Origin of the sequence: Nostoc sp. 'Peltigera membranacea cyanobiont' 232 (assembly GCF_002245985.1) — a bacterium.
Taxonomy (GTDB): Bacteria; Cyanobacteriota; Cyanobacteriia; order Cyanobacteriales; family Nostocaceae; genus Nostoc.
Window position 1 is genome coordinate 68,237 of the sequence record NZ_NOLK01000010.1, and the last position, 22,619, is coordinate 90,855.

At 40.4% G+C, this 22,619-nt stretch carries 19 protein-coding genes; 11 read left to right on the top strand and 8 right to left on the bottom strand.

The annotated features are described in order from the left end of the window. The first annotated feature begins 95 nt into the window (after positions 1-95). Positions 96-794 (top strand): YdcF family protein, encoded by a 699-nt coding sequence (locus tag CDG79_RS05580; protein WP_189524891.1) that lies wholly within the window; start codon positions 96-98, stop codon positions 792-794. Between the two features lie 6 nt (positions 795-800). On the opposite strand, the gene CDG79_RS05585 is transcribed toward CDG79_RS05580, so the two are convergent. Beyond that, positions 801-2,003 carry a 3-dehydroquinate synthase gene (locus CDG79_RS05585; protein WP_094341242.1) on the bottom strand — a complete coding sequence of 401 codons (1,203 nt, stop codon included), beginning with the start codon at positions 2,001-2,003 and terminating at the stop codon, positions 801-803. A 473-nt stretch (positions 2,004-2,476) separates the two neighbouring features. Here CDG79_RS05585 and CDG79_RS05590 point away from each other — a divergent pair, with 473 nt between their 5' ends. From CDG79_RS05590 to CDG79_RS42110, 7 genes are all read left to right on the top strand, one after another. Next, positions 2,477-3,391, top strand: a complete 915-nt coding sequence (locus CDG79_RS05590) for an EboA family metabolite traffic protein (protein ID WP_094341243.1) — start codon at positions 2,477-2,479, stop codon at positions 3,389-3,391. Between the two features lie 97 nt (positions 3,392-3,488). Then, complete coding sequence (locus tag CDG79_RS05595; RefSeq protein ID WP_094341244.1) at positions 3,489-4,394, top strand: TatD family hydrolase; 906 nt, start codon at positions 3,489-3,491, stop codon at positions 4,392-4,394. A gap of 82 nt (positions 4,395-4,476) precedes the next feature. Beyond that, positions 4,477-5,409 (top strand): UbiA-like protein EboC, encoded by a 933-nt coding sequence (eboC, locus tag CDG79_RS05600; RefSeq protein WP_317616571.1) that lies wholly within the window; start codon positions 4,477-4,479, stop codon positions 5,407-5,409. 469 nt (positions 5,410-5,878) lie between these two features. Further along, on the top strand, positions 5,879-7,105 hold the full coding sequence (gene eboE / locus CDG79_RS05605; protein WP_094341245.1) for a metabolite traffic protein EboE: 1,227 nt from the start codon (positions 5,879-5,881) through the stop codon (positions 7,103-7,105). 259 nt (positions 7,106-7,364) lie between these two features. Then, positions 7,365-8,738, top strand: a complete 1,374-nt coding sequence (locus CDG79_RS05610) for an alkaline phosphatase family protein (RefSeq protein WP_094341246.1) — start codon at positions 7,365-7,367, stop codon at positions 8,736-8,738. 207 nt (positions 8,739-8,945) lie between these two features. After that, on the top strand, positions 8,946-10,439 hold the full coding sequence (locus tag CDG79_RS05615) for a catalase (RefSeq protein ID WP_094341247.1): 1,494 nt from the start codon (positions 8,946-8,948) through the stop codon (positions 10,437-10,439). Positions 10,440-10,650: 211 nt separating this feature from the next. Beyond that, positions 10,651-10,971 carry a hypothetical protein gene (locus CDG79_RS42110; RefSeq protein ID WP_189524892.1) on the top strand — a complete coding sequence of 107 codons (321 nt, stop codon included), beginning with the start codon at positions 10,651-10,653 and terminating at the stop codon, positions 10,969-10,971. 239 nt (positions 10,972-11,210) lie between these two features. Here the strand turns inward: CDG79_RS42110 and CDG79_RS05620 are convergent, their stop codons facing one another. The 3 genes from CDG79_RS05620 to CDG79_RS05635 all read right to left on the bottom strand — a co-directional run bounded on the left by CDG79_RS05620 (position 11,211) and on the right by CDG79_RS05635 (position 15,435). Beyond that, positions 11,211-12,503, bottom strand: a complete 1,293-nt coding sequence (locus tag CDG79_RS05620; RefSeq protein ID WP_094341248.1) for a tetratricopeptide repeat protein — start codon at positions 12,501-12,503, stop codon at positions 11,211-11,213. Next, positions 12,497-13,945 carry an NB-ARC domain-containing protein gene (locus CDG79_RS05625; RefSeq protein WP_094341249.1) on the bottom strand — a complete coding sequence of 483 codons (1,449 nt, stop codon included), beginning with the start codon at positions 13,943-13,945 and terminating at the stop codon, positions 12,497-12,499. The genes CDG79_RS05620 and CDG79_RS05625 overlap by 7 nt, the downstream gene beginning before the upstream one ends. 314 nt (positions 13,946-14,259) lie before the next feature. Beyond that, on the bottom strand, positions 14,260-15,435 hold the full coding sequence (locus CDG79_RS05635; protein ID WP_094341251.1) for a hypothetical protein: 1,176 nt from the start codon (positions 15,433-15,435) through the stop codon (positions 14,260-14,262). Between the two features lie 208 nt (positions 15,436-15,643). Here CDG79_RS05635 and CDG79_RS43435 point away from each other — a divergent pair, with 208 nt between their 5' ends. Further along, a complete protein-coding gene (locus tag CDG79_RS43435) occupies positions 15,644-15,826 on the top strand; it encodes a hypothetical protein (protein ID WP_094341252.1) in 183 nt (60 codons plus the stop codon). A gap of 22 nt (positions 15,827-15,848) precedes the next feature. Here CDG79_RS43435 and CDG79_RS05645 read toward each other — a convergent pair whose 3' ends face one another. Next, positions 15,849-16,283, bottom strand: coding sequence for a hypothetical protein (locus tag CDG79_RS05645; RefSeq protein WP_094341253.1), 435 nt, complete (start codon positions 16,281-16,283; stop codon positions 15,849-15,851). A 360-nt stretch (positions 16,284-16,643) separates the two neighbouring features. Here CDG79_RS05645 and psbQ point away from each other — a divergent pair, with 360 nt between their 5' ends. Together psbQ and CDG79_RS05655 are read left to right on the top strand one after the other, a co-directional pair. Continuing rightward, entirely contained in the window at positions 16,644-17,099 is a 456-nt protein-coding gene (gene psbQ / locus CDG79_RS05650; RefSeq protein WP_094341254.1) for a photosystem II protein PsbQ, read from the top strand. 146 nt (positions 17,100-17,245) lie between these two features. Further along, positions 17,246-18,364: an NAD(P)/FAD-dependent oxidoreductase gene (locus CDG79_RS05655; protein ID WP_094341255.1), complete on the top strand. Its 1,119-nt coding sequence runs from the start codon at positions 17,246-17,248 to the stop codon at positions 18,362-18,364. A 48-nt stretch (positions 18,365-18,412) separates the two neighbouring features. Here the strand turns inward: CDG79_RS05655 and CDG79_RS05660 are convergent, their stop codons facing one another. Genes CDG79_RS05660 through CDG79_RS05670 form a run of 3 tightly spaced genes read right to left on the bottom strand, consistent with a single transcriptional unit; the run spans position 18,413 to position 22,606 of the window. After that, on the bottom strand, positions 18,413-18,850 hold the full coding sequence (locus CDG79_RS05660) for a hypothetical protein (RefSeq protein WP_094341256.1): 438 nt from the start codon (positions 18,848-18,850) through the stop codon (positions 18,413-18,415). An 18-nt stretch (positions 18,851-18,868) separates the two neighbouring features. After that, positions 18,869-20,542, bottom strand: a complete 1,674-nt coding sequence (locus CDG79_RS05665; protein WP_094341257.1) for a GUN4 domain-containing protein — start codon at positions 20,540-20,542, stop codon at positions 18,869-18,871. Between the two features lie 30 nt (positions 20,543-20,572). After that, on the bottom strand, positions 20,573-22,606 hold the full coding sequence (locus CDG79_RS05670) for an ABC transporter ATP-binding protein/permease (RefSeq protein WP_094341258.1): 2,034 nt from the start codon (positions 22,604-22,606) through the stop codon (positions 20,573-20,575). Positions 22,607-22,619: the final 13 nt, after the last annotated feature.

Genomic DNA, 22,619 nt, shown 5'->3' on the forward strand with positions numbered 1-22,619 from the left:
TTTGTACTGATTCATTACTTTTATAAGATAGCACTTTGATCGCTTAATTGCAGGACTGTTAGACAGCTATTAAATCAGGTTTTCTTACCAAAGTCATGAAACGTAAATTTACCATCAAATCGTTAATTTCTATTAAAAAAAAAATTGCTAATCTGTGGCAATTGTTACGAAAACTAACTGGCGTATTGTACTTTGTTTTGGGCAGTTGGCTGATTTTTACTACTATAACCTTAGTTTTTGCTTCTTCACAGCCAGTAGATGCCTTCTTTGTGCTTGGTGGCAGTATTCGTCGAGAAACTTATGTTGCCCAATTAGCCAAACAATACCCGCAAACCCCAATTTTAATTTCTCATGGTTCCCCAGATCCTTGTATATGGTTAATTTTTCAGCCGGAATTAGCAGAGTTACAAAACGTTTGGTTAGAAAAGTGCGCGAATTCTACTTTTGAAAATTTTTATTATGGTATCCCGATTCTCCGGCGTTGGGGAGTGCATAAAGTCATGTTGATTACTTCGCCAAGTCACTTACCCAGAGCCTTATGGATGGCACAGATTCTCTTGGGCGCTCATGGTATTTGGGTAGAGCCACAGATTGTTGAGGAGTTGGGTGTTCCTGGTAATAATGAATCTTGGCGCAAAACTGGATTAGATTTAACCCGCAGCCTGTTGTGGGCGATTTTAAGTCAAATTATTCAACCACAATGCTCAAATGTGACAAGACTTACCGAAGTAGATATGCAAGCTTGGGAGCATAAAGGTTTTCATTGCGAACACCAAGGGGGGTTGAGGAGATAAGGAGAGTTAATGCGAAAGTTCCCAATCTTGCAGCATCAAAATAGCATCTCTATATAAAGACAAATCCACCTGGTGAACTTCTATTCCTTGTCCGATTCCTTGTAGAAGAGTGATTGTCAATTTTCCTCCCAAGTGTTCGCGGAACTCCGTAAGCCCCCTAAATAGACAATGGGGATGGTCAAGTCGATCTAATTGTTCTGTCAGTGCTGATACATATAAGGTAAAGCCCAATTTACTGAGTGTAGTTATAACCCTTTGCCACTCAGATTGCAATAGTTGCCCTGTTAAATATGAATAGGTTGTATCTAAAGCAATGCCGATCGCTACAGCTTCACCGTGACGTAAGCTGTAATTAGTTAAATGCTCTAGTTTGTGAGCAGCCCAGTGTCCAAAGTCCAAAGGACGCGATGAACCCATTTCAAAGGGGTCGCCGCTACCAGCAATATGCTCTAAATGTAACTGCGAACAGCGATAGATCAGCCTTTCCATTATGTCCATGTCTCGATTAGCCAATTTTTTGGCATTAGTCATAATGAAATCGAAGAAATCTGCATCTTTAATCAGCGCTACTTTTACCGCTTCTGCAATACCCGATCGCCAATCTCGATCGTCAAGGCTAGTAAGAAAATCAAAGTCATTCAATACAGCATAAGGTGGCATGAATGTACCTAAAAAGTTCTTCTTGCCAAAGGCATTGATTCCGTTCTTTACCCCTACGCCCGAATCGTTTTGCCCTAATACTGTTGTTGGTACTCGTAGCAGCCGAATTCCTCGGTGAGCCGTTGTTGCTGCGTATCCTACCATGTCTAGCACGGCTCCACCTCCAATTGCTAAGACGTAGGAGTGACGACACAATCCAGATGCATTGATTTGCTGATGAATTTGCTCTATAAATCTAGAATCGTTTTTGACTGCTTCTCCACCCGGAACTACCATCGGCTCACCAGCCAAAGCGATCGCATCTCCATAACACTGGGCGTAAACTGATAATTTTTCTAGCAACCTATCCTGATACTGTAAAAATCCTCCATCTACCACTGCTAGCACTTGTTTTGGAGTTGTCTCTCCTTCTGTAGCAATCACTTGTGCTAGTAAAGGATTATCTAACTCAAACAGACCTTTAGTGAAGTGAACATCATAATTAAACGTGACGCGGACACGTTGGTTAATTGGTTGCAGAGTCAGAGCAGTTTTTTGTTGAATAGCCATTGGGATATTAAAAGTTTTTAACTAACTGGAAATAGAGGCAATAAAATTAAATTTGGCAGCAGAATTAACACAATAATTAAATTGAGAACTTCAATATATAAATAATTTACTAGACAAGTATAAACACTAAAAAAATATGTTTTTTAACTGCTTTTACCTAGTAGGATAAAGTTAAAAATAACATTAATTTCTAATTTGATTGATGCCTAGATTTTATATCTGAGGTTGGCAATAGATATCATCATTACATAAAAATTCTAAAGTTTTTACGTAAGATAAATTTCAAATTTATCTAATCAAAATTATATCTTTACAATATCTTCTTTAAAGTTAGGAGATTTTTATAGATTCGGTGAAGTTCTGATATTAGTAGTATATTATCTAGCTGCTTTAATCACAAACTATCAAGTTTAGTGGTAAATTTTATACTTAGTTGTCACAAAAAAGTTGGGCAACTTCTCCTGAAATTCATCATGAGTAAAGTAAACAAGTTACTGCATCACTGGCTGTTAAAGTCTGTTTCAGAGAAAGCTTTTGCTTGGCTGGAACAGAAGCAGACACAGATTGCTAGCGGCGCTGCTGAGAGAGTTTTTTTCACGGCATTTAGTGCTGTGCCGCGTTATCTAGGTAAACAGGATTTGCAGCTAACATTCCAGGACTTGGAATCAGCACAGGACGCGATTCCAGGTTGGTATCCTGGTAATTGGAGTGTAGATCGAGCGGGTCGCACACTCTTGCTTCTAGCTTTGCCCCACGATGATGCTGAGGGGTATGTGCGATCGCTCGATCGAGTCTTTTCTACTGCCGATATGGGGGAGTTAGTTGCCCTGTATCAAAGTTTGCCCTTGCTACCACATCCAGAATTACATCGCCACCGCGCTGCTGAGGGAATTCGCAGCAATATGAGTAATGTATTTCAAGCTATAGCACTACGTAACCCTTATCCAGCCGATTATTTAGATAATGCTGCTTGGAATCAGATGGTGCTGAAGGCTGTGTTTGTCGGCAGTCCTTTGCATCTAATTTGGGGACTCGATCGGCGTGCTAACCCAGAATTAGCGAGGATGTTGGCAGACTATGCCCATGAACGTTGGGCAGCTAAACGCTCAGTTACGCCAGAACTTTGGCGACCTGTAGGGCCGTTTGCAGATAGCGCCATCATCACAGATTTGGAAAAAGTACTAGCTCGTGGAGATACAGACGAGCAACAAGCAGCAGCGTTAGCTTGCGCTGAGTCTCCTTTACCCGAAGCACAAGCATTACTTTCTCGTTACCCAGATTTACAGTCATCCATTCAACAAGGTAATCTGACTTGGAGCAGTTTTAGCCGCAACGCTTGCGACGGGCTGCGTGCCAACGCCTCTTTGTTTACAAATAGAAGGGAGTGAAGAAGGGAATAAGTAACAGGTTACAGATTATTCTCGATCGCCTGTTACCTATCACTTCTCCCCTAATCCCAATGCCCAATTATCAAACCACACCGTCATGTTTATCGATCCTCACATTCACATGTGTTCCCGTACTACTTACGATTACTTAGTAATGCGGGAATATGGCATTGTTGCCGTTATTGAACCAGCTTTTTGGTTAGGACAACCGCGAACCAACGCGGGCACTTTTAAAGACTACTTCAGCAGTCTTGTAGGTTGGGAGAGGTTTCGTGCTAGTCAATTTGGCATCCAACATTACTGCACAATCGGCCTAAATCCGAAGGAAGCTAACAATGAGGCATTAGCGGCAGAAGTTATAGAACTGCTACCACTTTTTGCCTGTAAAGAAGGAGTTGTTGCCATTGGCGAAATTGGCTATGACGATATGACAGAAGCAGAAGATAAGTACTTTTGTCAACAGTTAGCATTAGCCAAAGAACTCGATATGTTGGTACTAATTCATACTCCCCACCGCAACAAGAAAGCGGGTGCAATTCAGAGTATGGAACGCTGTATTGAATATGGTTTAGATCCTTCACAAGTAATTATCGATCACAACAATGAGGAAACCGTTGAAGAAGTATTAGCAAGAGGTTTTTGGGCGGCTTTCACGATTTATCCACAAACGAAGATGGGTAACGCCAGGATGGTAGAAGTTGTCCGTAAGTATGGATGCAATCGGATCATTGTAGATAGTAGTGCTGATTGGGGTATTAGCGATCCTTTGGCAGTTCCGAAAACGGCTCAGTTGATGTTAGATAGGGGCATTTCTGAAGAACATGTGCGAGCAGTTTGTTATGAAAATGCCCTAGCTGCTTACAGTCAAACGGGGCAGATGAAAGCGTCAGACTGGCTCAATTCGCAATCTGTCGATCAGCGTCAGTTATTTAGTGGTAATTCTGTGCTGCGGGGACAGGAACCAGGAATCGAATCAGTTTCAGATTATGTGTTGATTGAGTAAAAAATTGGGATTGGGGTATGGGGGATTGTAAAAGATATTTCTATCTTAATTTTAAGAAATTAGTAGGCATGGAGGCAGATAAGTGAATGTTGCAAGCTTAAATTTTCAAAGCTGGCGGGGTTATCTGGAATTGATGCGTCCTGCTAATATTGTTACTGCTTGGGCGGATATTCTTGTTGGTTTTGCTGCTTCCGGCTCTGGGAGTATTTTGACTGAATTAATCAATGGAGAAGTAAATTTAGCCATACTAATTCCATTAGGTTGGTTGCTATTAGCGACAACTGGTTTATACGGCGGCGGTATAGTTTTTAATGATGTTTTCGATGCGGAATTAGACGCAAAAGAGCGACCAAATAGAGCAATTCCCAGTGGTCGCGTATCTCGTCAAAATGCTACTTTATTGGGGAGTATACTGTTTGCAATCGGCATTATAGCTGCTTTCCAAGTATCGTTGTTGAGTGCTGCGATCGCTACATTCATCATTCTTTCATGCCTCCTGTATGATTCACTCGCCAAACATCATCCTTTTTTCGGCCCGCTTAATATGGGTTTGTGTCGTGGCAGTAACTTATTATTAGGCGTAAGTGCTGTACCAGAAATTATCAGAGAACGCTGGTATTTAGCGCTGATTCCTATTATTTATATTGCTGCTATCACCGCAATTAGTCAGGGTGAAGTTCACGGAGGTAAGAAAATTACGGGAGTAGTTGCACTACTGCTAATTGCAATAGTTTTGACGGCAGTTTTAGCTTTAGGATTATTAGGAGAGTATACAGCGATCGCAGCACTACCATTTGCTGTTTTATTAGCTATCCGAATCTTGCCTAATTTTATCAAAGCTGCGCGGGAACCGATAGCCGAAAATATCCGCAATGCCGTCAAAATAGGTGTTTTATCTCTAATAGTCTTAGATGCAACCGTTGCATCTGGTTTTGCTGGTTTGTATTACGGTTTATTCGTTCTAATTTTGCTACCATTTTCGATGAAGTTAGCAAAAGTATTTGCTGTTACTTAAATTGGAATGTATACACCCAGTAATACCATTAATTGGCTGTAGGGGCGTATAGATTTGCATTGATGACAACGTTTTGCCCTCACCCCCAGCCCCTCTCCCCAAGGGAGAGGGGAGCTAGACATTCAATTCCCCTTCTCCCTTGGGAGAAGGGGTTAGGGGATGAGGGCGTGAGGGCAAAACGCCTGTCCGATATAGTTTTCGGCTTAAGTTGACACCAATGAATAGATGTGCGCCCCTACACATGAATATGTAGCAAGTATTTTGTGAAATAGTTTAAGCCAAAGAAAACAGATTACATATATAGGACTCCTATTTGATTTTTGAACAAAATTAGGTATGTAGGGTGTGTTAGAACGAAGTTCGTAACGCACCATTATCAAGGGTTTGGTGTGTTAGCGACAGCGTAACGCACCCTACGTATCTTTTCAGAAATCAAACCGGATTCCTATACAAGGGATCAAACTAGAAAATGAAAATTACAAAAAACAGCAACTTTCACTTAACTTATTGCACCAATATTCATCCTGGTGAAAGTTGGCTAGAGGTTTTCGCCAATTTAGAAAAGTATATTCCCGAACTCAAGTCACGTTTATCGCCTACAGAATCTTTTGGTATTGGCTTGAGGTTAGCAGATATTGCAGCAACGCAACTTTTAGAAAATAATAATTTAGCTCAATTCCAAGCATGGCTAACTCAACATAATTTATATGTTTTCACCTTAAATGGATTCCCTTATGGCGGATTTCATCGACAGGTAGTAAAAGACCAAGTTTATGCACCAGATTGGTCTACACAAGAACGGGTAAATTATACATTAAACTTGGCACAAATTTTAGCTGTTTTGTTACCCGAAGGACTAGATGGTGGAATTTCTACACTGCCATTATCTTATAAGCCTTGGTGGGTAAAAGACCAAGAAACTTTCGAGACTGTTCTGAAAAAGAGTTGTTTGAATATAGCATCAGTTGTTGGAGAAATGATTCGTATCTATGAAGAAACTGGAAAGATACTTCATATTGATTTAGAACCTGAGCCTGATGGTTTAATTGAAAATACCTCAGAAGTAATTGATTTTTATCAAAATTGGTTATTGCCCATTGGCAGTAGTTATTTATCAGAAGAATTCAATATTGAGCAGGATTTAGCAGAGGCTAAATTGCTAGAACACGTTCGGGTTTGCTATGATACCTGCCATTTCTCTGTTGAATATGAGGAACCAGAATCTGTATTTGCACGTTTGCAATCGGCAGGAATTAAGATTGGCAAGATTCAAATTAGCGCTGCAATTAAAGTAAAAATACCTACTGATGTTGAGAAGCGTAGTTTGATAGTTGAACGTTTACGTCCTTTTGCAGAATCTACTTATCTCCACCAAGTAATCGAACGTCGCAGCGATGGTACACTCCATCACTATCCTGACTTAATAACTGCATTACCACATTTAGAGCAATCTCTCGCTGAAGAATGGCGCACTCACTTCCATGTCCCAATTTTTATTCATGATTATCAAATTTTGCAATCTACCCAAGATGATATTGCTACTGTTTTACAGCTACTTCAGACAAACAATGCTTGCTCACATTTAGAAATTGAGACTTACACTTGGGATGTATTGCCATCAGAAATGAAGATAGATATGCTGACTTCTATTCAGCGAGAATATGAGTGGGTATTAAAATTAATTCGTAATTCGTAATTCGTAATTCGTAATTAATAAATTAAGATTTAAGCTGGGTTTTCTGGTTTAAATCTGTAGAGATGCGTTATTGTGCTTTTTTAGTCAAGTAAGTAGGCGAGAATAAATCAAAGTAGATTAAGTAATATAAAACACATTAAGATGAGTTCGTAGTGAGGACTTTAGTCCTCTTTTGAGGGCTGAAGCCCTCACTACAAACCTTCAATTATTCACGCCGCTCTACTTAGTTTTTTAATTGGTATAAGAGAGGATTTAGTTTATGCATAAAACGGTTGTTCTAAATGTCGTGGGATTAACGCCTAGTTTGCTAGGAGAAAACACGCCGTTTTTATCTTCTTGGGCGGCTATTGGGCAAGTGGTTCCTATCAAAAAAGTGCTACCTGCTGTAACTTGTTCGGTTCAGGCTACTTATTTAACAGGAAAATTGCCTGACGAACATGGTATTGTCGCTAATGGTTGGTACTTCCGTGATGAATGTGAAGTGAAGTTTTGGCGACAATCTAATAAACTAGTCCAGGCTCCCAAAGTTTGGGAAATAGCTAAATCAATTGACCAAAATTTCACTTGTGCCAACCTTTTTTGGTGGTACAACATGTACTCTACAGCAGATTATGCGATTACGCCGCGCCCGATGTATCCCGCAGATGGGAGAAAATTACCTGATATTTATACCCATCCTAGTGATGTGCGATCGCAAATTCAATCTGATTTAGGAAACTTCCCTCTGTTCGATTTCTGGGGGCCAAAAACTTCTATTAGTTCTAGCCAATGGATTGCCAATTCCGCAAAGTGGATTGAGGAACGCTATAGCCCGACATTATCACTAGTTTATCTACCACATTTAGATTACTGTCTGCAAAAGTTTGGTAACAATCAAACACAGATTCAAGCAGATTTACGAGAAATTGATGCTGTTTGTGGGGATTTAATTGAATATTATCAAGCACGTAATACTCAGGTAATTATTCTTTCTGAGTATGGCATTACCCCAGTCTCTAAAGCTGTGGATTTGAACCGCGTATTACGGGAAAATGGTTTAATTGCTGTGCGGGAAGAATTAGGGCGAGAACTGCTCGATTTTGGGGCTAGCATTGCCTTTGCTGTTGCCGATCACCAAATTGCTCATGTATATGTGAACGATCCGGCGTATATCCCGAAAGTGCGATCGCTTTTAGAAGCGACTGAAGGCGTGGCGCAGGTATTGGATGAAGAGGGTAAACAAGCCTACCATCTCGATCATCCTAGATCGGGAGAGTTGGTAGCGATCGCTCAATCTGATGCTTGGTTTACCTATTATTATTGGCTCGATGATGCCAAAGCGCCTGATTTTGCTAGAACTGTAGATATCCACCGCAAACCTGGTTACGATCCTGTAGAACTTTTCCTCGATCCGCAAATTAAGTTTCCTCAAGGAAAAATTGCTCTCAAGTTACTTAAGAAACAACTGGGTTTTCGCTACTTAATGGATGTGATTCCTCTGGATGCTTCCCTGGTGCGTGGCTCTCACGGTAATATCACCACTTCTCCATCTGAAGGGCCTCTATTTATCACCCACCAAACTGATTTAGTTAATGAACATCAAATTGAGGCGACAGATGTTTGTTCGTTGATTCTCAAACATTTAAATACCTGAAAAGCAGTATAGAGGCGATATATCCCTTCTACATCTTAGTAAAATACAAAAAAATTCCTTGTAATTCATAATCATATCGAGTATGCTTTATATATAAACTCGTTATGACTATGAATTAGATTGTTTTATCAGTAGGCATCCGTCAATCTACTGACTAAAATGTACTGTGGGCAATCTGAGTAACTTACATGGAGAGCTTCTTTAACCATGACTGAACCCCAAAACTTGACAACTGCTGACGGTATTCCAGTTAGCGATAACCAGAACTCACTTACAGCTGGAGCGCGCGGGCCTGTATTAATCCAGGATTTCCACCTCATAGAAAAGCTGGCTCATTTCAACAGAGAACGTATTCCTGAAAGAGTTGTCCACGCTAAAGGTGCGGCGGCTCACGGTACTTTGACTATTACCAATGACATTACCCGCTACAGTAAAGCCAAACTTTTTTCTGAAATTGGCAAGAAAACAGAACTTCTCTTGCGCTTTTCTACCGTTGGAGGAGAAAAGGGTTCAGCAGATGCCGAGCGCGACCCTAGAGGTTTTTCCCTCAAGTTTTATACTGAGGAGGGTAACTGGGATCTTGTAGGTAACAATACCCCGATTTTCTTCATCCGCGACCCTTTGAAGTTTCCTGATTTCATCCATACTCAAAAGCGCAATCCCCAAACCAATTGCAAAGATCAGAATGCAAAGTGGGATTTTTGGTCACTCAGTCCAGAATCGCTTCACCAAGTGACGATCCTGTTTTCAGATCGGGGAGTTCCGAAAACCCATCGCCACATGGACGGCTTTGGTAGCCATACCTTCAGTTTAATTAATGCTGAAGGCGATCGCGTTTGGTGCAAATTTCACTTTAAGACTCTGCAAGGGCATCAAACCTTGACAGAGGAAGAATCAGCTAAGATTAAGGGCGAAGATCCCGATCATGCGACTCACGATCTGTTTGAAGCGATCGCTCAAGGTGACTATCCCAAGTGGCGGATGTGTATTCAGGTAATGACTGAGGAGCAAGCGGAAAAACATCCAGATAATCCTTTTGACTTGACCAAAGTTTGGAAACAAGGCGAATATCCTTTAATTGAAGTTGGGATATTAGAGCTAAATCGTAACCCTGAGAATTATTTTGCCGAAGTAGAGCAAGCTGCTTTTAGCCCTAGTGCAGTGGTTCCGGGTGTTAGTTTCTCTCCAGACAAAATGCTTCAAGCTCGGATCTTTTCTTACCCAGATGCTCAACGGTATCGCTTGGGTGGTAACTATCAGCAACTACCCGTTAACCAGCCCAAATGTCCAGTGATGCATTATCAGCGAGATGGCTTTATGGCACCGGGGAACAACGGCGGTAGCGTTCCTAACTATGAACCCAATAGTGCTGAGGGTACGCCCAAAGAAAATCCAGCTTATGCAGAACCACCTAGTCATTTGGGCGATGTCACAGTCGATCGTTACAGTCATCGTGAAGGAAACGACGATTATACCCAAGCAGGTAATCTGTATCGGTTACTAACTCCTGAACAGCAAGAACGTCTGGCTAAAAATATTGTTGGTAGTCTCTCTCAAGCAAGGGAAGACATCCAAATGCGCCAACTTTGCCACTTCTTCCGGGCAGATGTTTCTTATGGTCGCCGTGTAGCTGAAGGATTGGGCATTTCAATCGATCCTTCAATGCTGGGTGCTACTGCTCAACCTGTAGGTAACTGGTAGCCTCGTAGTTTCGTAGGGTGTGTTATGCCGTAGGCTAACGCACCGAAAACCTGGATGGTGGGTTACGTACTTAAGCTAGATTAAAATCCCCGACTTCTTCAAGAAGTCGGGGATTTGATCAATGAAAACAAACTCATTAGGGACTTCCAAAAAATAAAATATACAGTAGGGTGTGTTAGGCGAAAGCCGTAACGCACCGAGATATCTGGCGGTGCGTTACGCTATCGCTAACGCACCCTACAAAATTGGATATTTTTTTAATTGGAAGTCCCTTAACGGAGTTCAAAGGCTGATTAATGGAGCTAAAAAACTCATTAATGGAGTTCAAAGACTCTTTAATGGAGTTCAAAGACTCATTAATGGAGCTAAAAGACTCTTTAATGGAGCTAAAAGACTCTTTAATGGAGCTAAAAGACTCTTTAATGGAGTTCAAAGACTCATTAACGGAGTTCAAAGGCTGATTAATGGAGCTAAAAGACTCTTTAATGGAGTTCAAAGGCTCATTAATGGAGTTCAGAGGCTCATTAAGTAGATAAACAAAAATATTTACAGTTAGTGCGATCGCACTCTTCGCAAAGCATATCGTAGAGAAGTAGTTTTAGGTTGTGCGATCGCTTTATTTGGCTTCACTGCATTTGCAATGACATTGTGTAATTAATTATCTTGCCTACTTATTAGACTAAGATTTGAATCCCAGACGGGTAATGCAGCCGATGCAGATTACCTAAATTACTGAAACCAACGGGAGACAAAAGCAACCATTCTCCTGAATCAAGGCTGACGATTGCGCCGTAACTCTTCCAGATTTTCACGGTAGGTTATTGTATCGGGATGATTTGCCCCCAACCGTTGTTCAGCAATCGCCAAAGCTTGGATGTACAAAGGTTCGGCATCGCTGTACCTTCCCTGTGATTTGTAGAGTAATGCCAAATTGTTCAGGCTAGCTGCCACAGAGGGGTGTTCATCCCCCAACAAGCGTTTCTTCATCGCCAAAGCTTCGATATACAAAAGTTCGGCATCGCTGTACCTTCCCTGTGATTTGTAGAGTCCTGCCAAATTGTTCAGGCTAGCTGCCACAGAGGGGTGTTCATTCCCCAGCAGGCGTTTTCTCATCGCCAAAGCTTCGATATACAAAAGTTCGGCATCGCTGTACCTTCCCTGTGAATCGTAGAGTGCTGCCAAATTGTTCAGGCTAGTTGCCACAACGGGGTGTTCATCCCCCAGCAGGCGTTTTCTCATCACCAAAGCTTGGATATACAAAGGTTCGGCATTGCTGTACCTTCCCTGTGATTTGTAGAGTCCTGCCAAATTGTTCAGGCTAGTTGCCACAGAGGGGTGTTCATCCCCCAGCAGGCGTTTTCTCATCGCCAAAGCTTCGATATACAAAGGTTCGGCATCGCTGTACCTTCCCTGTGAATTGTAGAGTGCTGCCAAATTGTTCAGGCTAGTTGCCACAGAGGGGTGTTCATCACCAAAACGTTTTTTAGCAACTGATAAACTTTGTTCATGCCAAGGTAAGGCTTGCACGTATGCTCCTTGACCTGTGTAAAACCTAGCCGAGCCTATAAAAGGCCAGATTAAATCATCATCGCCTAACCAAGCTTGGTAGACTGTGGCAGTTTCCGCCAGGTGTGGAATGGCAAGAGTTGCTTGAGCAATATCTACCAATGTGGGTGTATGAGGAATATTTCGTGCTACTACTACCATTGCTTGACAATAGCCACGCTTGAGTTCATCTGCTTCCGCTAATTTCTCTAACTTCTGCTGCAATAATTCCCGAATGCGATCATGAATTTGGTAGGTGTCCTCTGCCAATTCTTGCAGTAAATAACGCTCAACTAAAACAGCGCAGTTAGCTTTAAAGTCAAATTCCAAATGGCTAGCACTTGCTGCTGATTCTACCAAAGACCAAGGGATAGGAGCCAAAGCAAACAAACTCAACAGACAAGCCAATTTTTGCGCCTCTGGTTTCAAGCTTTGCCAATTCAACTCAAAAGCTGCTGCTACACCAGACTCACCTGTTAATGCTTGCTTTTGTAGCTGTGCGAGAATGTCTGCTAGCATGATTCGCTCCCTGGCTCTCGGCACTGTGCTGCTATTTGGTAAAGTCCAATAGGTACATAATCCACAAATCGGCAAAGTCCCTTAGCAAATTCTAATTCCTTCTCAACCCTATCTTTTCCCAGCAGGGTTGTTAATAATTCTAAGGCTCCATCTGCTGACAATTTACCTAACGGCAGTGATGGATATACTAACCCTGTATTTAGACGAGTGGTAATCAACACCTTAAACCGAGAACCTTTAGGTGGCAGATAGGGTTGAATTTGCTTCCAGTCTTTAACATCATCAAATACTAATAAAACTTTGCCAGCTTGCCAATTCTTCCAACAAGAAGCAACTTGACCCGCTAGACTTAATGCATTAGGTGGATTGAAGTTAGATAAATTTACAACTCCAAACTCTACTAACTGGGTTCCCAAATCAATACCTTGGGGATTTAACCAACAACACCCGCCAGAATAATCTTCTAAATATTGCCATGAGTATTGAATAGCTAACTCTGTTTTACCCACGCCACCTTGCCCAGTCACATCGCTAATAGCCACAACATCATTTGCTTGTAATAGCTGATGCAATTGTTCTATTTGCTCATCCCTGCCAACAAACTTACGAGCTTGACTCTGTGGGATATTATGCGGGATATCAAACGGGTTGAAATGAGATTTTTCAATATCTCCATCCCAACTGCGGGAATAAAAATAAGTCGGCAGTTGTTTTTTATCTAAACTGGTAAATCGCTGCTTAACTGCCTCAGTCACTTCCCTCATATTCGGCGGAAAATTCCCATTAGCTGCCGCGAAAGCTTCCCGCACAGCTTGAGAAAAGTATCCTGTTTTATTTTCATAATATACCTTAGCTTGCTCTCCTTCTCGCGTAGCCAGTAAGACAAATTGTTGACTATCTTGCTTTGGCTGACCACTCAAAAAAGCTTTGCCACCTAAGTTAGTTGGTCTTCCCTTCGACTCTAAAACATAATTGGCACAGGCATCAATAATACAAATATGATTACGAATCTGAAATCTATCTGAAGCCAAAAAATCTAATAAAGACTTTAAATCTAAATTCTGCCAATTCTGTTTATTTGCATCAGCACAAAGCAACCGACGCTCTCGTTCTGAGGTAATCAAACCATGTCCCGCCCAAAAAATGTAGAGTAAATCCCCTGACTTTGGGGATAAAAAGTTAGTCACAATGTCAGAGATATTTTGCTCTGTTGCTAACTCTACATTTAAGCCACATTCCCCAATTAACTGATGATTTTCTTCCAGTGCTGATAAACATAACCGGATATTCTCTTTCGGTACACCGTGTAGATGCAGCCAATGAGCAAATTTCAGCGCGTCATCGGCTGGCCCTCCACCTGTAACGTTCCAAGCAGTTTCGTGGTACTTTTCAATACCCACAATTAAGCCAAAAGTGCGATCGGGTTTAGCCGTCAACTGCATGATGACTTAGCCTCTCACGTGATGGGGAAAATAACCTAACCCACTAGGGTGTGTTTTCAAACCTTTCTTGAAGCACCTGAGTCTTTGGAGATCCCCCCAACCCCCCTTAAAAAGGGGGGCTTTTAGAGTTTCTTTTTCCCTCTTAAAAAGGGGGGCTTTTAGAGTTTCTTTTCCCCCCTTCTTAAGGGGGGTTAGGGGGGATCTTCGACTTTGAAAAAAGTCCCTAACTCCTTTCCCTAATTGGGAAGGGGAAAAATTTAAAGCCTCTCTCGTTGTAAAAGAGAGGTTTTCTAGACACCGTAAAAAGTAAACCATTATGGCAACCTCGAAATAATCGCCTCCCAGGTTTTAGCATTTGTCCAATAAGCACCGTGGGAACGGGGAAATGGTTGTCTGTTATCCACTCGCACATCCTGCACGCGATCGGGGAAAATTTTATTACCCACGTAACTGAGAAAATCCCGTAAATCGTAGATATTCAACCATTGCGGGAAATGCTCTGGCAATAACTGCCCATATTCTAAGCTGTAAAGGGCGTTAATCTCATATAAAAATGGTGCTTGGGAACCAACTGTTACCAATAATTCCACCTGAGACAACTGCTGCTGCACTAGCAAATCTACACAAGCGATACCTCCCAAACTATGGGCGATTAAAACTACTGGCGGTTCTGCTTGGGCAATTTGTTCCTGGATAAACGCCCTGATTTTTTCACCCCGCGTCTGATACAACAAAATATCACCAGGCATAGGCGAAATTTTATCAGTTAACTCAAGGCGGTTTCCTCTTATATAATTTGTTCCGCCGTGCTGCGCTAGTTCAACAAGTGGCTTTAAGAACCAGCCACCCAATCCTAACTCCGGCTCTCCTAAAACCAGAGTCAGCAATTCCACAACATCATCCCGCAATTGGGCATCGGTGAGTATGGGGGGAAATTTTTCTTGCTGTTCGCTAATAAACATTGCTTGAGCCACAACTGCTCTAACTATTGGTGCATAATATTCACTCAAATCAGATTCGGAAACTGTGAGCAATGCCCGTTGATATGGTTCACTGTGGATAACCGCCTCTCGTGCTAGCTCAAATACCTCTGCAATTCCCGCCTCTTGCAACGTAGCTTGCAGTTCCAATGCTGGAGTGAAACTCGCTACACGAGATTGTAAAATATCCCCTGGTTCTTCCCCAAAGGGATTTCCTGACTCAATCGGTAGCAAATAAAACAGTCGCAATTCATACAGAGGATCGCGGTATAATTGCCCCCACAGTATAATCTCTGCGTCTTCTTCTCCTTGAGATAAAGCCAGTGTTGCATCTTCCAAGGGTACTGATGCCCGATTATCATTGAACTTCGCACCTAATACACCCCAAAGACAGGGAGAAACTTTGATATCAGGACGTTGAGCGTGAATCTTTTGCTCAATTATCTGAAAGGTTTCGTTGTATTCTCGTTCTCTAATGCCTGTGCCATGTACAAATATTACGGTAGTCATTGTGATATGGGTGGCTAGCGATCGCAATCCTCTGTATTATTCCTTACTACTTTCTCTGACACAAGTTGATTTCATTCACTTGGGTTATAAAACTTACGCACAAGAGATCCCCCAACCCCCTTAAAAAGGGGGCTTTTATCATTCCCCCCTTTTTAAGGGGGGTTAGGGGTAGTCTGTTGACTCTGCGCCTTTTTAGGAGTTAAAAATCATGCAAAATATGTGTAGTCATTGCGAGCAAAGCGAAGCAATCCCAGAGACTTTGCGATTGCTTCGCTTTGCTCTCTACGAGACGCTACGCGAACGCAATTACAAAAAAGAGATTTTGCGCTCCCACAAAAATAGCATGAACCAAAAACCGTCAAATCTTACCAAAGTCAACAGCCTAGATTAGGGGGGATCTAGGTTTAAGGTTTTTAATGCGTAAGTCCTGGTTTATTAAAAACTTCTAGAATCTGTCGGCAAATCTGTTTGAGCTTATCCTCGATTTCACCAGAAGGCGAAGATGCGCCGACAACATTCCAGTTTTCTACCGTAGAAAGTCGCCACGCTTCACCGCGATGATCGAATCCAGCTACCTCTACGCCGATCGCACGCCGGGAATTATTGATGGGATCTTGATAAAATCGGATTTGAATTAAAATACTACGACTTCGCCAAGATTTGCTAATACCAGGAAAGTGAAAGCCAATATCTATAGAATCTGGATCGACTAACTCCCTAGTTTCTGGGTCATTTTTCCAGGGTTTGAGATCGGATTTGGCATCAGGAAACTCGAATTTGAACAAATTAACTACCGTGGCAATGTTGCTGGCGAGTTCAAGGTTCGTTGCCTGTTCAGCTGCGTTCACTAAAAAACACTCCTATATTGCGTCGGCATCTTCGGGGATGTGAAGACAGAAAAACCGCCAAAAGGCTTATATATATTGGTGTTTCAGCTTATCAAGACCTTTGAGATTTAGCAACTCTAAATCATACTTCCCTAACAATATCAGTTACTAACAGAAACCAAAAATCGCTTCTTGTTGGGACTGCCTAACACCTATTAAGTAATTGTACTTAAAAATTACTCAAAAGCAGATGGAACTCTGCTCTTTGGAGAAAATATCAAGATTTTCTGCAAAATCCTTGGCTGACAAGAACGATTGACTGCGCTAGCGATCTAAAATGACACTGTGAATCGGTAAACCAAAAGCAATTAAGTTGAATATATGGTGCGTCAACGCTCGATTTTTTCATTTTTCCTAGTACTATTGGCCACATTCCTGATTAGTTGTGGTGGCCCTGGTGTTGCGATCGCACCTCCGACTTACACAGCAGTACAACTTGAAAAAATTCAGGCTTATGTTCCTGAAATTCAGGCTGTGCGCGATCGCTCAGAAGAGTTGACAAGTCTGATTAAAAAAGGTGATTGGATCAATGTGCGTAACTTTATACATGGGCCCATAACAGAAGCAAAGCTGAATCTGACTTATGTCACTCCCAACCTTCTACCCAAAGACCAACCCACAGCCCGTCAAATAACGCGAGATTTTTTTAAAGACCTGGTTAAACTCGATAAAGCTACTAGTGCTAGCAATCCTCTAGTTGCCTTGAACCAATCCCAGGCTGCTTTTGCAGAGATTGACAAATTCCTCGATCTGCTTCCTAAAAAAGAAGAGGGTTAATAATTAGAGACGCGATTCATCGCGTCTCTACAAGAGTTAGGAGTTAGAGACGCGATGAATCGCGTCTGTACAGGAGTTAGGAATTTTAAATTTTTAACTCCTGAATTCTCACTCCTAACTTCTCACTTTCACTTCAAGCACAAGTAATGAATGTAGTAATTATCGGTTGTGGTGTAGTTGGGGCTGCGATCGCTTATGAACTGAGTCTAGTAAAAGGACTCAAAATCACAGTTTGCGATCGCCAACCACCCGCACAAGCTTCCACAGGCGCTGCACTTGGCGTTTTGATGGGCGCAATCAGCCAAAAAATCAAGGGTAAAGCTTGGCAGATGCGACAAACTAGCATCCAACGCTATGAAACTTTGATTCCTGAATTAGAAGCTTTAACAGGTCGCAAAATCCCTTTTAATCGTCAGGGAATTCTCATGCTTTTGTCTGATTCTTCCCTAGAAGTGATGTCAGCATGGGAAAAACTAGTAGAAATTCGCCACTCTCAAGGCTGGCATTTAGAAATATGGGATACAGCTAAACTCCAGAATATCTGTCCTCAAGTCGATTGCGAAAAAATTACTGGCGCTGTCTATTCTCCCCAAGACCGTCAACTCGATCCAACTGCTCTCACATTAGCTTTAGTTGAAGCTGCCCAGCAAAACGGCGTAACATTCAAATTTGGCGTGACTGTTTTGGATGCCCAAACCTCACCACCTGAATCTTCTTCCCAATTTTGCGTACAACTTGAGACTACAGAAGGAAAAATAGGCGCAGATTGGTTTGTAGTCGCAGCAGGGCTAGGTTCAACACCATTGACGGCAAAATTAAATCAGATAATTGACATCCGCCCCGTACTTGGGCAAGCCTTACAAATGCGTGTAGGGCATCCATTAGGCAATCCCGACTTCCAGCCAGTGATAACGGGTAACGATGTCCATATTGTTCCTGTAGGCGGCACAGATTATTGGATAGGCGCAACAGTGGAATTTCCCTGCAATGGAAATGAGATACCACCAAATCAAGAACTACTGGAATCTGTTAGAGAACAAGCGATCGCATTTTGCCCAGAATTAGCCACAGCAACAATTCTCCGCACTTGGTCGGGGTTACGTCCCCGCCCTGAAGGTCGCCCAGCCCCAGTTATTGGTAAGTTGCCAGGGTTTAGTAATATCCTCCTGGCTACCGGACACTATCGCAATGGTGTTTTACTAGCACCCGCCACAGCTTATGCAATTCGAGAGATGATTAGCGATCGAGCAGTAGCAAGTAGGTAAACCTAGCTGTCTGTAATTTGATTATTTTTAATTTTTAATTTTTAATTGTTAAGTGTTACCCCGCATTCCTGATGGGGTATTTATTTTTGTACCAATAATTGATTGTTCTCCATCCTTTAGTAAAAATTTAGAACTATTAATTTTAACAAATTCATACTTTTCGGCTGTAAATAAAGAACCCAAAGTAGCTACAATATCTGCAAAAGAAATTTTAAAAGCTAGGGGTATTTGTAAATTTAAAAATGAGTTGGGGATGCTTTTAATATTTAGATGCAGTTTGCGCTCGGTTACGTACCATACACCATTAAATTTATTCCCTGTTATCAGTTCTTTAGGTTTATATAGAATAAATGTTTGAACCCTAGTTTGTTCGTAAGTCATATCATCTTTAAAGATAATAGATATTTTTTCCCAAGCTGTATCAAAACGCCATTTTCCAAAAAGTAAAACTTCTATTTCTATATCAGAAAGATTAATATTATCCATGCTGATGTTTTAAATTTATTAAAGTATTGATGTTCGGTTACAAAATTTTGCACGAGAAAAAAATAAATGCATCTGCCAAACTAACCAAGACCCCACCCGCCACGCTCCCATTGAAAGGTCTTCTGTAGATGACTTTGAAGATAAGTCAAAGGTATGTTGGTCATAGTGTAGCCATTTAGCTGGTAAATGTCCCATCGGTGTCATGGGGGACAATTTAAAAGTTAGTTGTTCGTAGTCTAACCAGTTTCCCTCTTTTCGCCAACCAAGGCGATCGCCAAGTCTCTTTTCTGTTTCATAGTCTACTTGACCACCCATTTCACTCCAGATACTTTCCTGAACACTGAAGCCGAAGTAACCATAACTGTATTGTTCCCAAAGTCGATCGATGGTGTGGAGGTCTTGACAAGAGAAATTATCAATATCTTCCTTATAAACTTCATTCCAATAAGTCTTATTCATGACTTGTAGAATTAATTTAGTAGTTTCAATGTCAGCTTCTTTCCACTTGTGCTGCGCGAGGAGATCCCGCAGTTGGGTATAATCGATATTTCTATTGCTTTGGAACGTAATATTGTTATTAGTCAGTTCCATCAATCCTGTTTCTTGAACAGAAGATAGAGGCACTGTAGAGACAAAGTTTACTTCTGTTATACCTAGTAGTTTTCTTTGATCGGTGAGTTCACTAGATATGTAATTAGATATTAAATCAATCCCTTTATCTAAAAAGACATCATTTTCACTCAAATCAAAATTATTGATTTGCCAATCTAATAATTGAGACTCAATAAAAGCATCTTTTAATCTGGTTTGTTTCTCATAACTTGTCACCATAAAATCAAGAAAAGTATCAGAAATTGTCTCGTTTGTTTCAAGGTTTAATAAATTGAACTTGTACTTCAAAATATTATCCCCTAAAATTTTAATATCTCCAACAGTTTTATAAAAATATTCATCTACTTTAACAACTTCATCTATTAAAGATTGAAACGGACTAAAATAATCTTGGAGAGAATTTTCAAAATTGATTGCAGTATGAGCAATTTTAGCTATTTCCTGACGGATTTTATTAGCTTTTATTTGATATTCATAAATTTCTTGATAGACTTCTAAATCTCTAATTATTTGCTGAACAATTTCTTTTTGATTTTTGGTATCCTCTGTAAGATTTTTAATTCCTTTACTAAGCAATTTTATTTTCTCTAACATCATAAAATAAGCATTGCTTAATAATAAAACTGCTTTAAAGTTTTCTTGCTTTTCCCATCTTAACTCATCAACTATTTTCAGATTTTCTTTATTTTTTATCTCTAGTTTGCTTCTTTCATCTTCTAAGCTTTTTATTTCCAGATATTTTTGTTTAAATAATTTTTTTAAGTCATCCGTAAGTTTTAACAAAAAGTCATGATAACTATCTTTATAGTTTTCTAGTAAATCAATAATATTAATGTAGTCCTTAATGAATAGTTGGATCTCCTCAAAAATTTCTCCCTGACTAATTTCTTCTTTCCGTTTAATTATCCCCCCAAACTGATGGTTATATCGAACGCCTTCTTTAATTAATCTTTGACGTTCTCTAATTTTTTTTTGAACTATTTTTACACCGTTATTTTTTAAAACGGGCAATTTATAAGTTTGTTCGTAAATGGAAATATTTTCGTAAGCAATTAGTTGTCTTTGCTGTTTAGTTAGCATGTTCCTAGTTTTCAAAAGTATAAATAGTTGTTAAGCTCTTATCCATTTCAACACATTGGGGTCTTTATCATAGCGGTAGGTAAAGCCATCCTTAGTAGTAATGGATTTTCCCAGACTAGCTTTGCTTCTAATAGTGTTAATAGAAGAGTCTGTTAATGTTTGCATTTCCTTGTGAGAAAGTCCAGCAATTGTGCTTGTCTCAAGAGATATTTCTGGTTGATTTGGGGATTGATTATTGGGTAAAACATCTATTGTGACTTCAGCCTTTACGGGTGGGTTTTTGACAATTTGATTTACTTTTTTAAGCCGATAATCTTCCACAGTTACAAGTTGCCAACTAGAATCTTGTGATAATTCTAAAACCCATTGATGATAATTAAATAAACTTTCTCTATGTCCAACACTGATAAAAGTTGTTTTCGTTGATTGTAACTGTTGATACAAATTCCCTTCATTATTCAAATCTAAAGCACTTGTTGCTTCATCTAATATAGTAAAGCTAGGATGAGTGACTAATAATCGTGCGAATGCAAGACGCTGTTGTTCACCCAACGAAAGTATATTCTCCCAAGGAACTTCAGTATCAAAACCATCTACTCGACTCAGCAAGTTTTGTAAGTTAACTTGTTGCAAAATTGCTTCAAGTTCTCGATCGCTCATTTTACGATTTGTTTGAGGATAGAGTAACTGTTCGCGCAAAGTTCCCAAAATGATATAAGGGCGTTGGGGCAAAAACAATACTTCATCTAAGGGAGGTCGCACCAGACGACCATTTCCAGCATTCCACAAACCAGCGATCGCTCTCAACAGAGAACTTTTACCTCGACCACTCGGCCCAACAATCAATAAACCTTCTCCAGGCTCAACAGAAAGTGATAAGTCTTCGACGATTAACTGCTCATAGTTTGGTGTTTGTAAGGTGACATGCTCGAAAGCAAGACGCTTTTCTTCTATAGTTTTAATCGTCTTTACATTCTCTGGTTCTTTGGTAACAGCTGCTAACGCATTTGAAAACTCACCTAAACGCTCAACGTAACTAGAAAATCTTCCAGAAGTTCCAAATTCATTGATTACTTCTGCCATAGCATTAGCAAACAGATTGCAAGCTAAACTAGCTTGACCAACTTCTCCAAAATCAATTTCATCTCTAATATATAAAGGGCCGAGTACTATAAAGGGAAATATTTGGATAACAGCCTGATATCCTCTGCTAAAAATATCTTTATTTCTCTCCCAATTAATCTTGCATTTAGCACTTTTTAGAATATTACTAAATCGACGCTGAATTATATTCAATTCTTCTTTTTCTCCCTGAAAAAAAGCTATCGATTCAGCATGATTCCGAACATGGGTTAGAGCATAAGCATAATCAGCTTTAAATTCAAGTTCCTCTTGATTAATCTGATTCAATTCTTGAGTCAAATAAACAGCAATCACATTACCTATGATGGTATAAGCAACCAAAGCAACTGCGACAAATTGGGAAATTGACCAGAGAATTACTAAAAAAGTCATCATTTCCAGCGTTTTTTCTAGTAAAGTAGCTGAAAAATTTAGAGCGCTTCTGGTAATAGGTTCAATTTCTTGAGATAGACGTTGATCTGGGTTATCAATATCAGATTTAAAGTTTATTTTATAATAAGCTCGATTGCCGAAATATTTTTCTAATGTGTGATTATTTAGCCATTCATACCAATCAAGAGCAATTTTTTTTCTGATAAATTTCGTAAATCCTACTAAGAGTGTTATACAGACAAGAGCAGCACCATAAAGCGATACTGTCTCAACAAATTTATCAAAATTTTTCTCTTCAATAATGACATCGACCAAATAGCGACTAATGAAGCTATTAAAAGCAGTTACACCTACGAGCGCAATTATTAATAATATTAGGAGGATGAGCATTCCCCATGCGCGAATCACATTTGAAAATACTCTTCCCTCTGCCTTGGTAGGATACCAGTAAGGCCCTGTAATCGCTTTAACATCCTCCCAAAATTGAGTAAAAGTTGAAATAAAAGAATCTTTCTTTAAGGGTTGATCGCGAAAAGTTTTGGATTGCATATCGTACTCCTCT

Bases quoted from the DNA above. Each gene is read 5' to 3' on its own strand.
- CDG79_RS05660 (WP_094341256.1), bottom strand. From the start codon at position 18,850: ATGGATAATATTAATCTTTCTGATATAGAAATAGAAGTTTTACTTTTT.
- CDG79_RS05580 (WP_189524891.1), top strand. From the start codon at position 96: ATGAAACGTAAATTTACCATCAAATCGTTAATTTCTATTAAAAAAAAA.
- CDG79_RS05585 (WP_094341242.1), bottom strand. From the start codon at position 2,003: ATGGCTATTCAACAAAAAACTGCTCTGACTCTGCAACCAATTAACCAA.
- CDG79_RS05590 (WP_094341243.1), top strand. From the start codon at position 2,477: ATGAGTAAAGTAAACAAGTTACTGCATCACTGGCTGTTAAAGTCTGTT.
- CDG79_RS05670 (WP_094341258.1), bottom strand. From the start codon at position 22,606: ATGCAATCCAAAACTTTTCGCGATCAACCCTTAAAGAAAGATTCTTTT.
- CDG79_RS05615 (WP_094341247.1), top strand. From the start codon at position 8,946: ATGACTGAACCCCAAAACTTGACAACTGCTGACGGTATTCCAGTTAGC.
- CDG79_RS05625 (WP_094341249.1), bottom strand. From the start codon at position 13,945: ATGCAGTTGACGGCTAAACCCGATCGCACTTTTGGCTTAATTGTGGGT.
- CDG79_RS43435 (WP_094341252.1), top strand. From the start codon at position 15,644: ATGCAAAATATGTGTAGTCATTGCGAGCAAAGCGAAGCAATCCCAGAG.
- CDG79_RS05595 (WP_094341244.1), top strand. From the start codon at position 3,489: ATGTTTATCGATCCTCACATTCACATGTGTTCCCGTACTACTTACGAT.
- CDG79_RS05635 (WP_094341251.1), bottom strand. From the start codon at position 15,435: ATGACTACCGTAATATTTGTACATGGCACAGGCATTAGAGAACGAGAA.
- CDG79_RS05620 (WP_094341248.1), bottom strand. From the start codon at position 12,503: ATGCTAGCAGACATTCTCGCACAGCTACAAAAGCAAGCATTAACAGGT.
- CDG79_RS05665 (WP_094341257.1), bottom strand. From the start codon at position 20,542: ATGCTAACTAAACAGCAAAGACAACTAATTGCTTACGAAAATATTTCC.
- CDG79_RS05610 (WP_094341246.1), top strand. From the start codon at position 7,365: ATGCATAAAACGGTTGTTCTAAATGTCGTGGGATTAACGCCTAGTTTG.
- psbQ (WP_094341254.1), top strand. From the start codon at position 16,644: ATGGTGCGTCAACGCTCGATTTTTTCATTTTTCCTAGTACTATTGGCC.
- eboE (WP_094341245.1), top strand. From the start codon at position 5,879: ATGAAAATTACAAAAAACAGCAACTTTCACTTAACTTATTGCACCAAT.
- CDG79_RS05655 (WP_094341255.1), top strand. From the start codon at position 17,246: ATGAATGTAGTAATTATCGGTTGTGGTGTAGTTGGGGCTGCGATCGCT.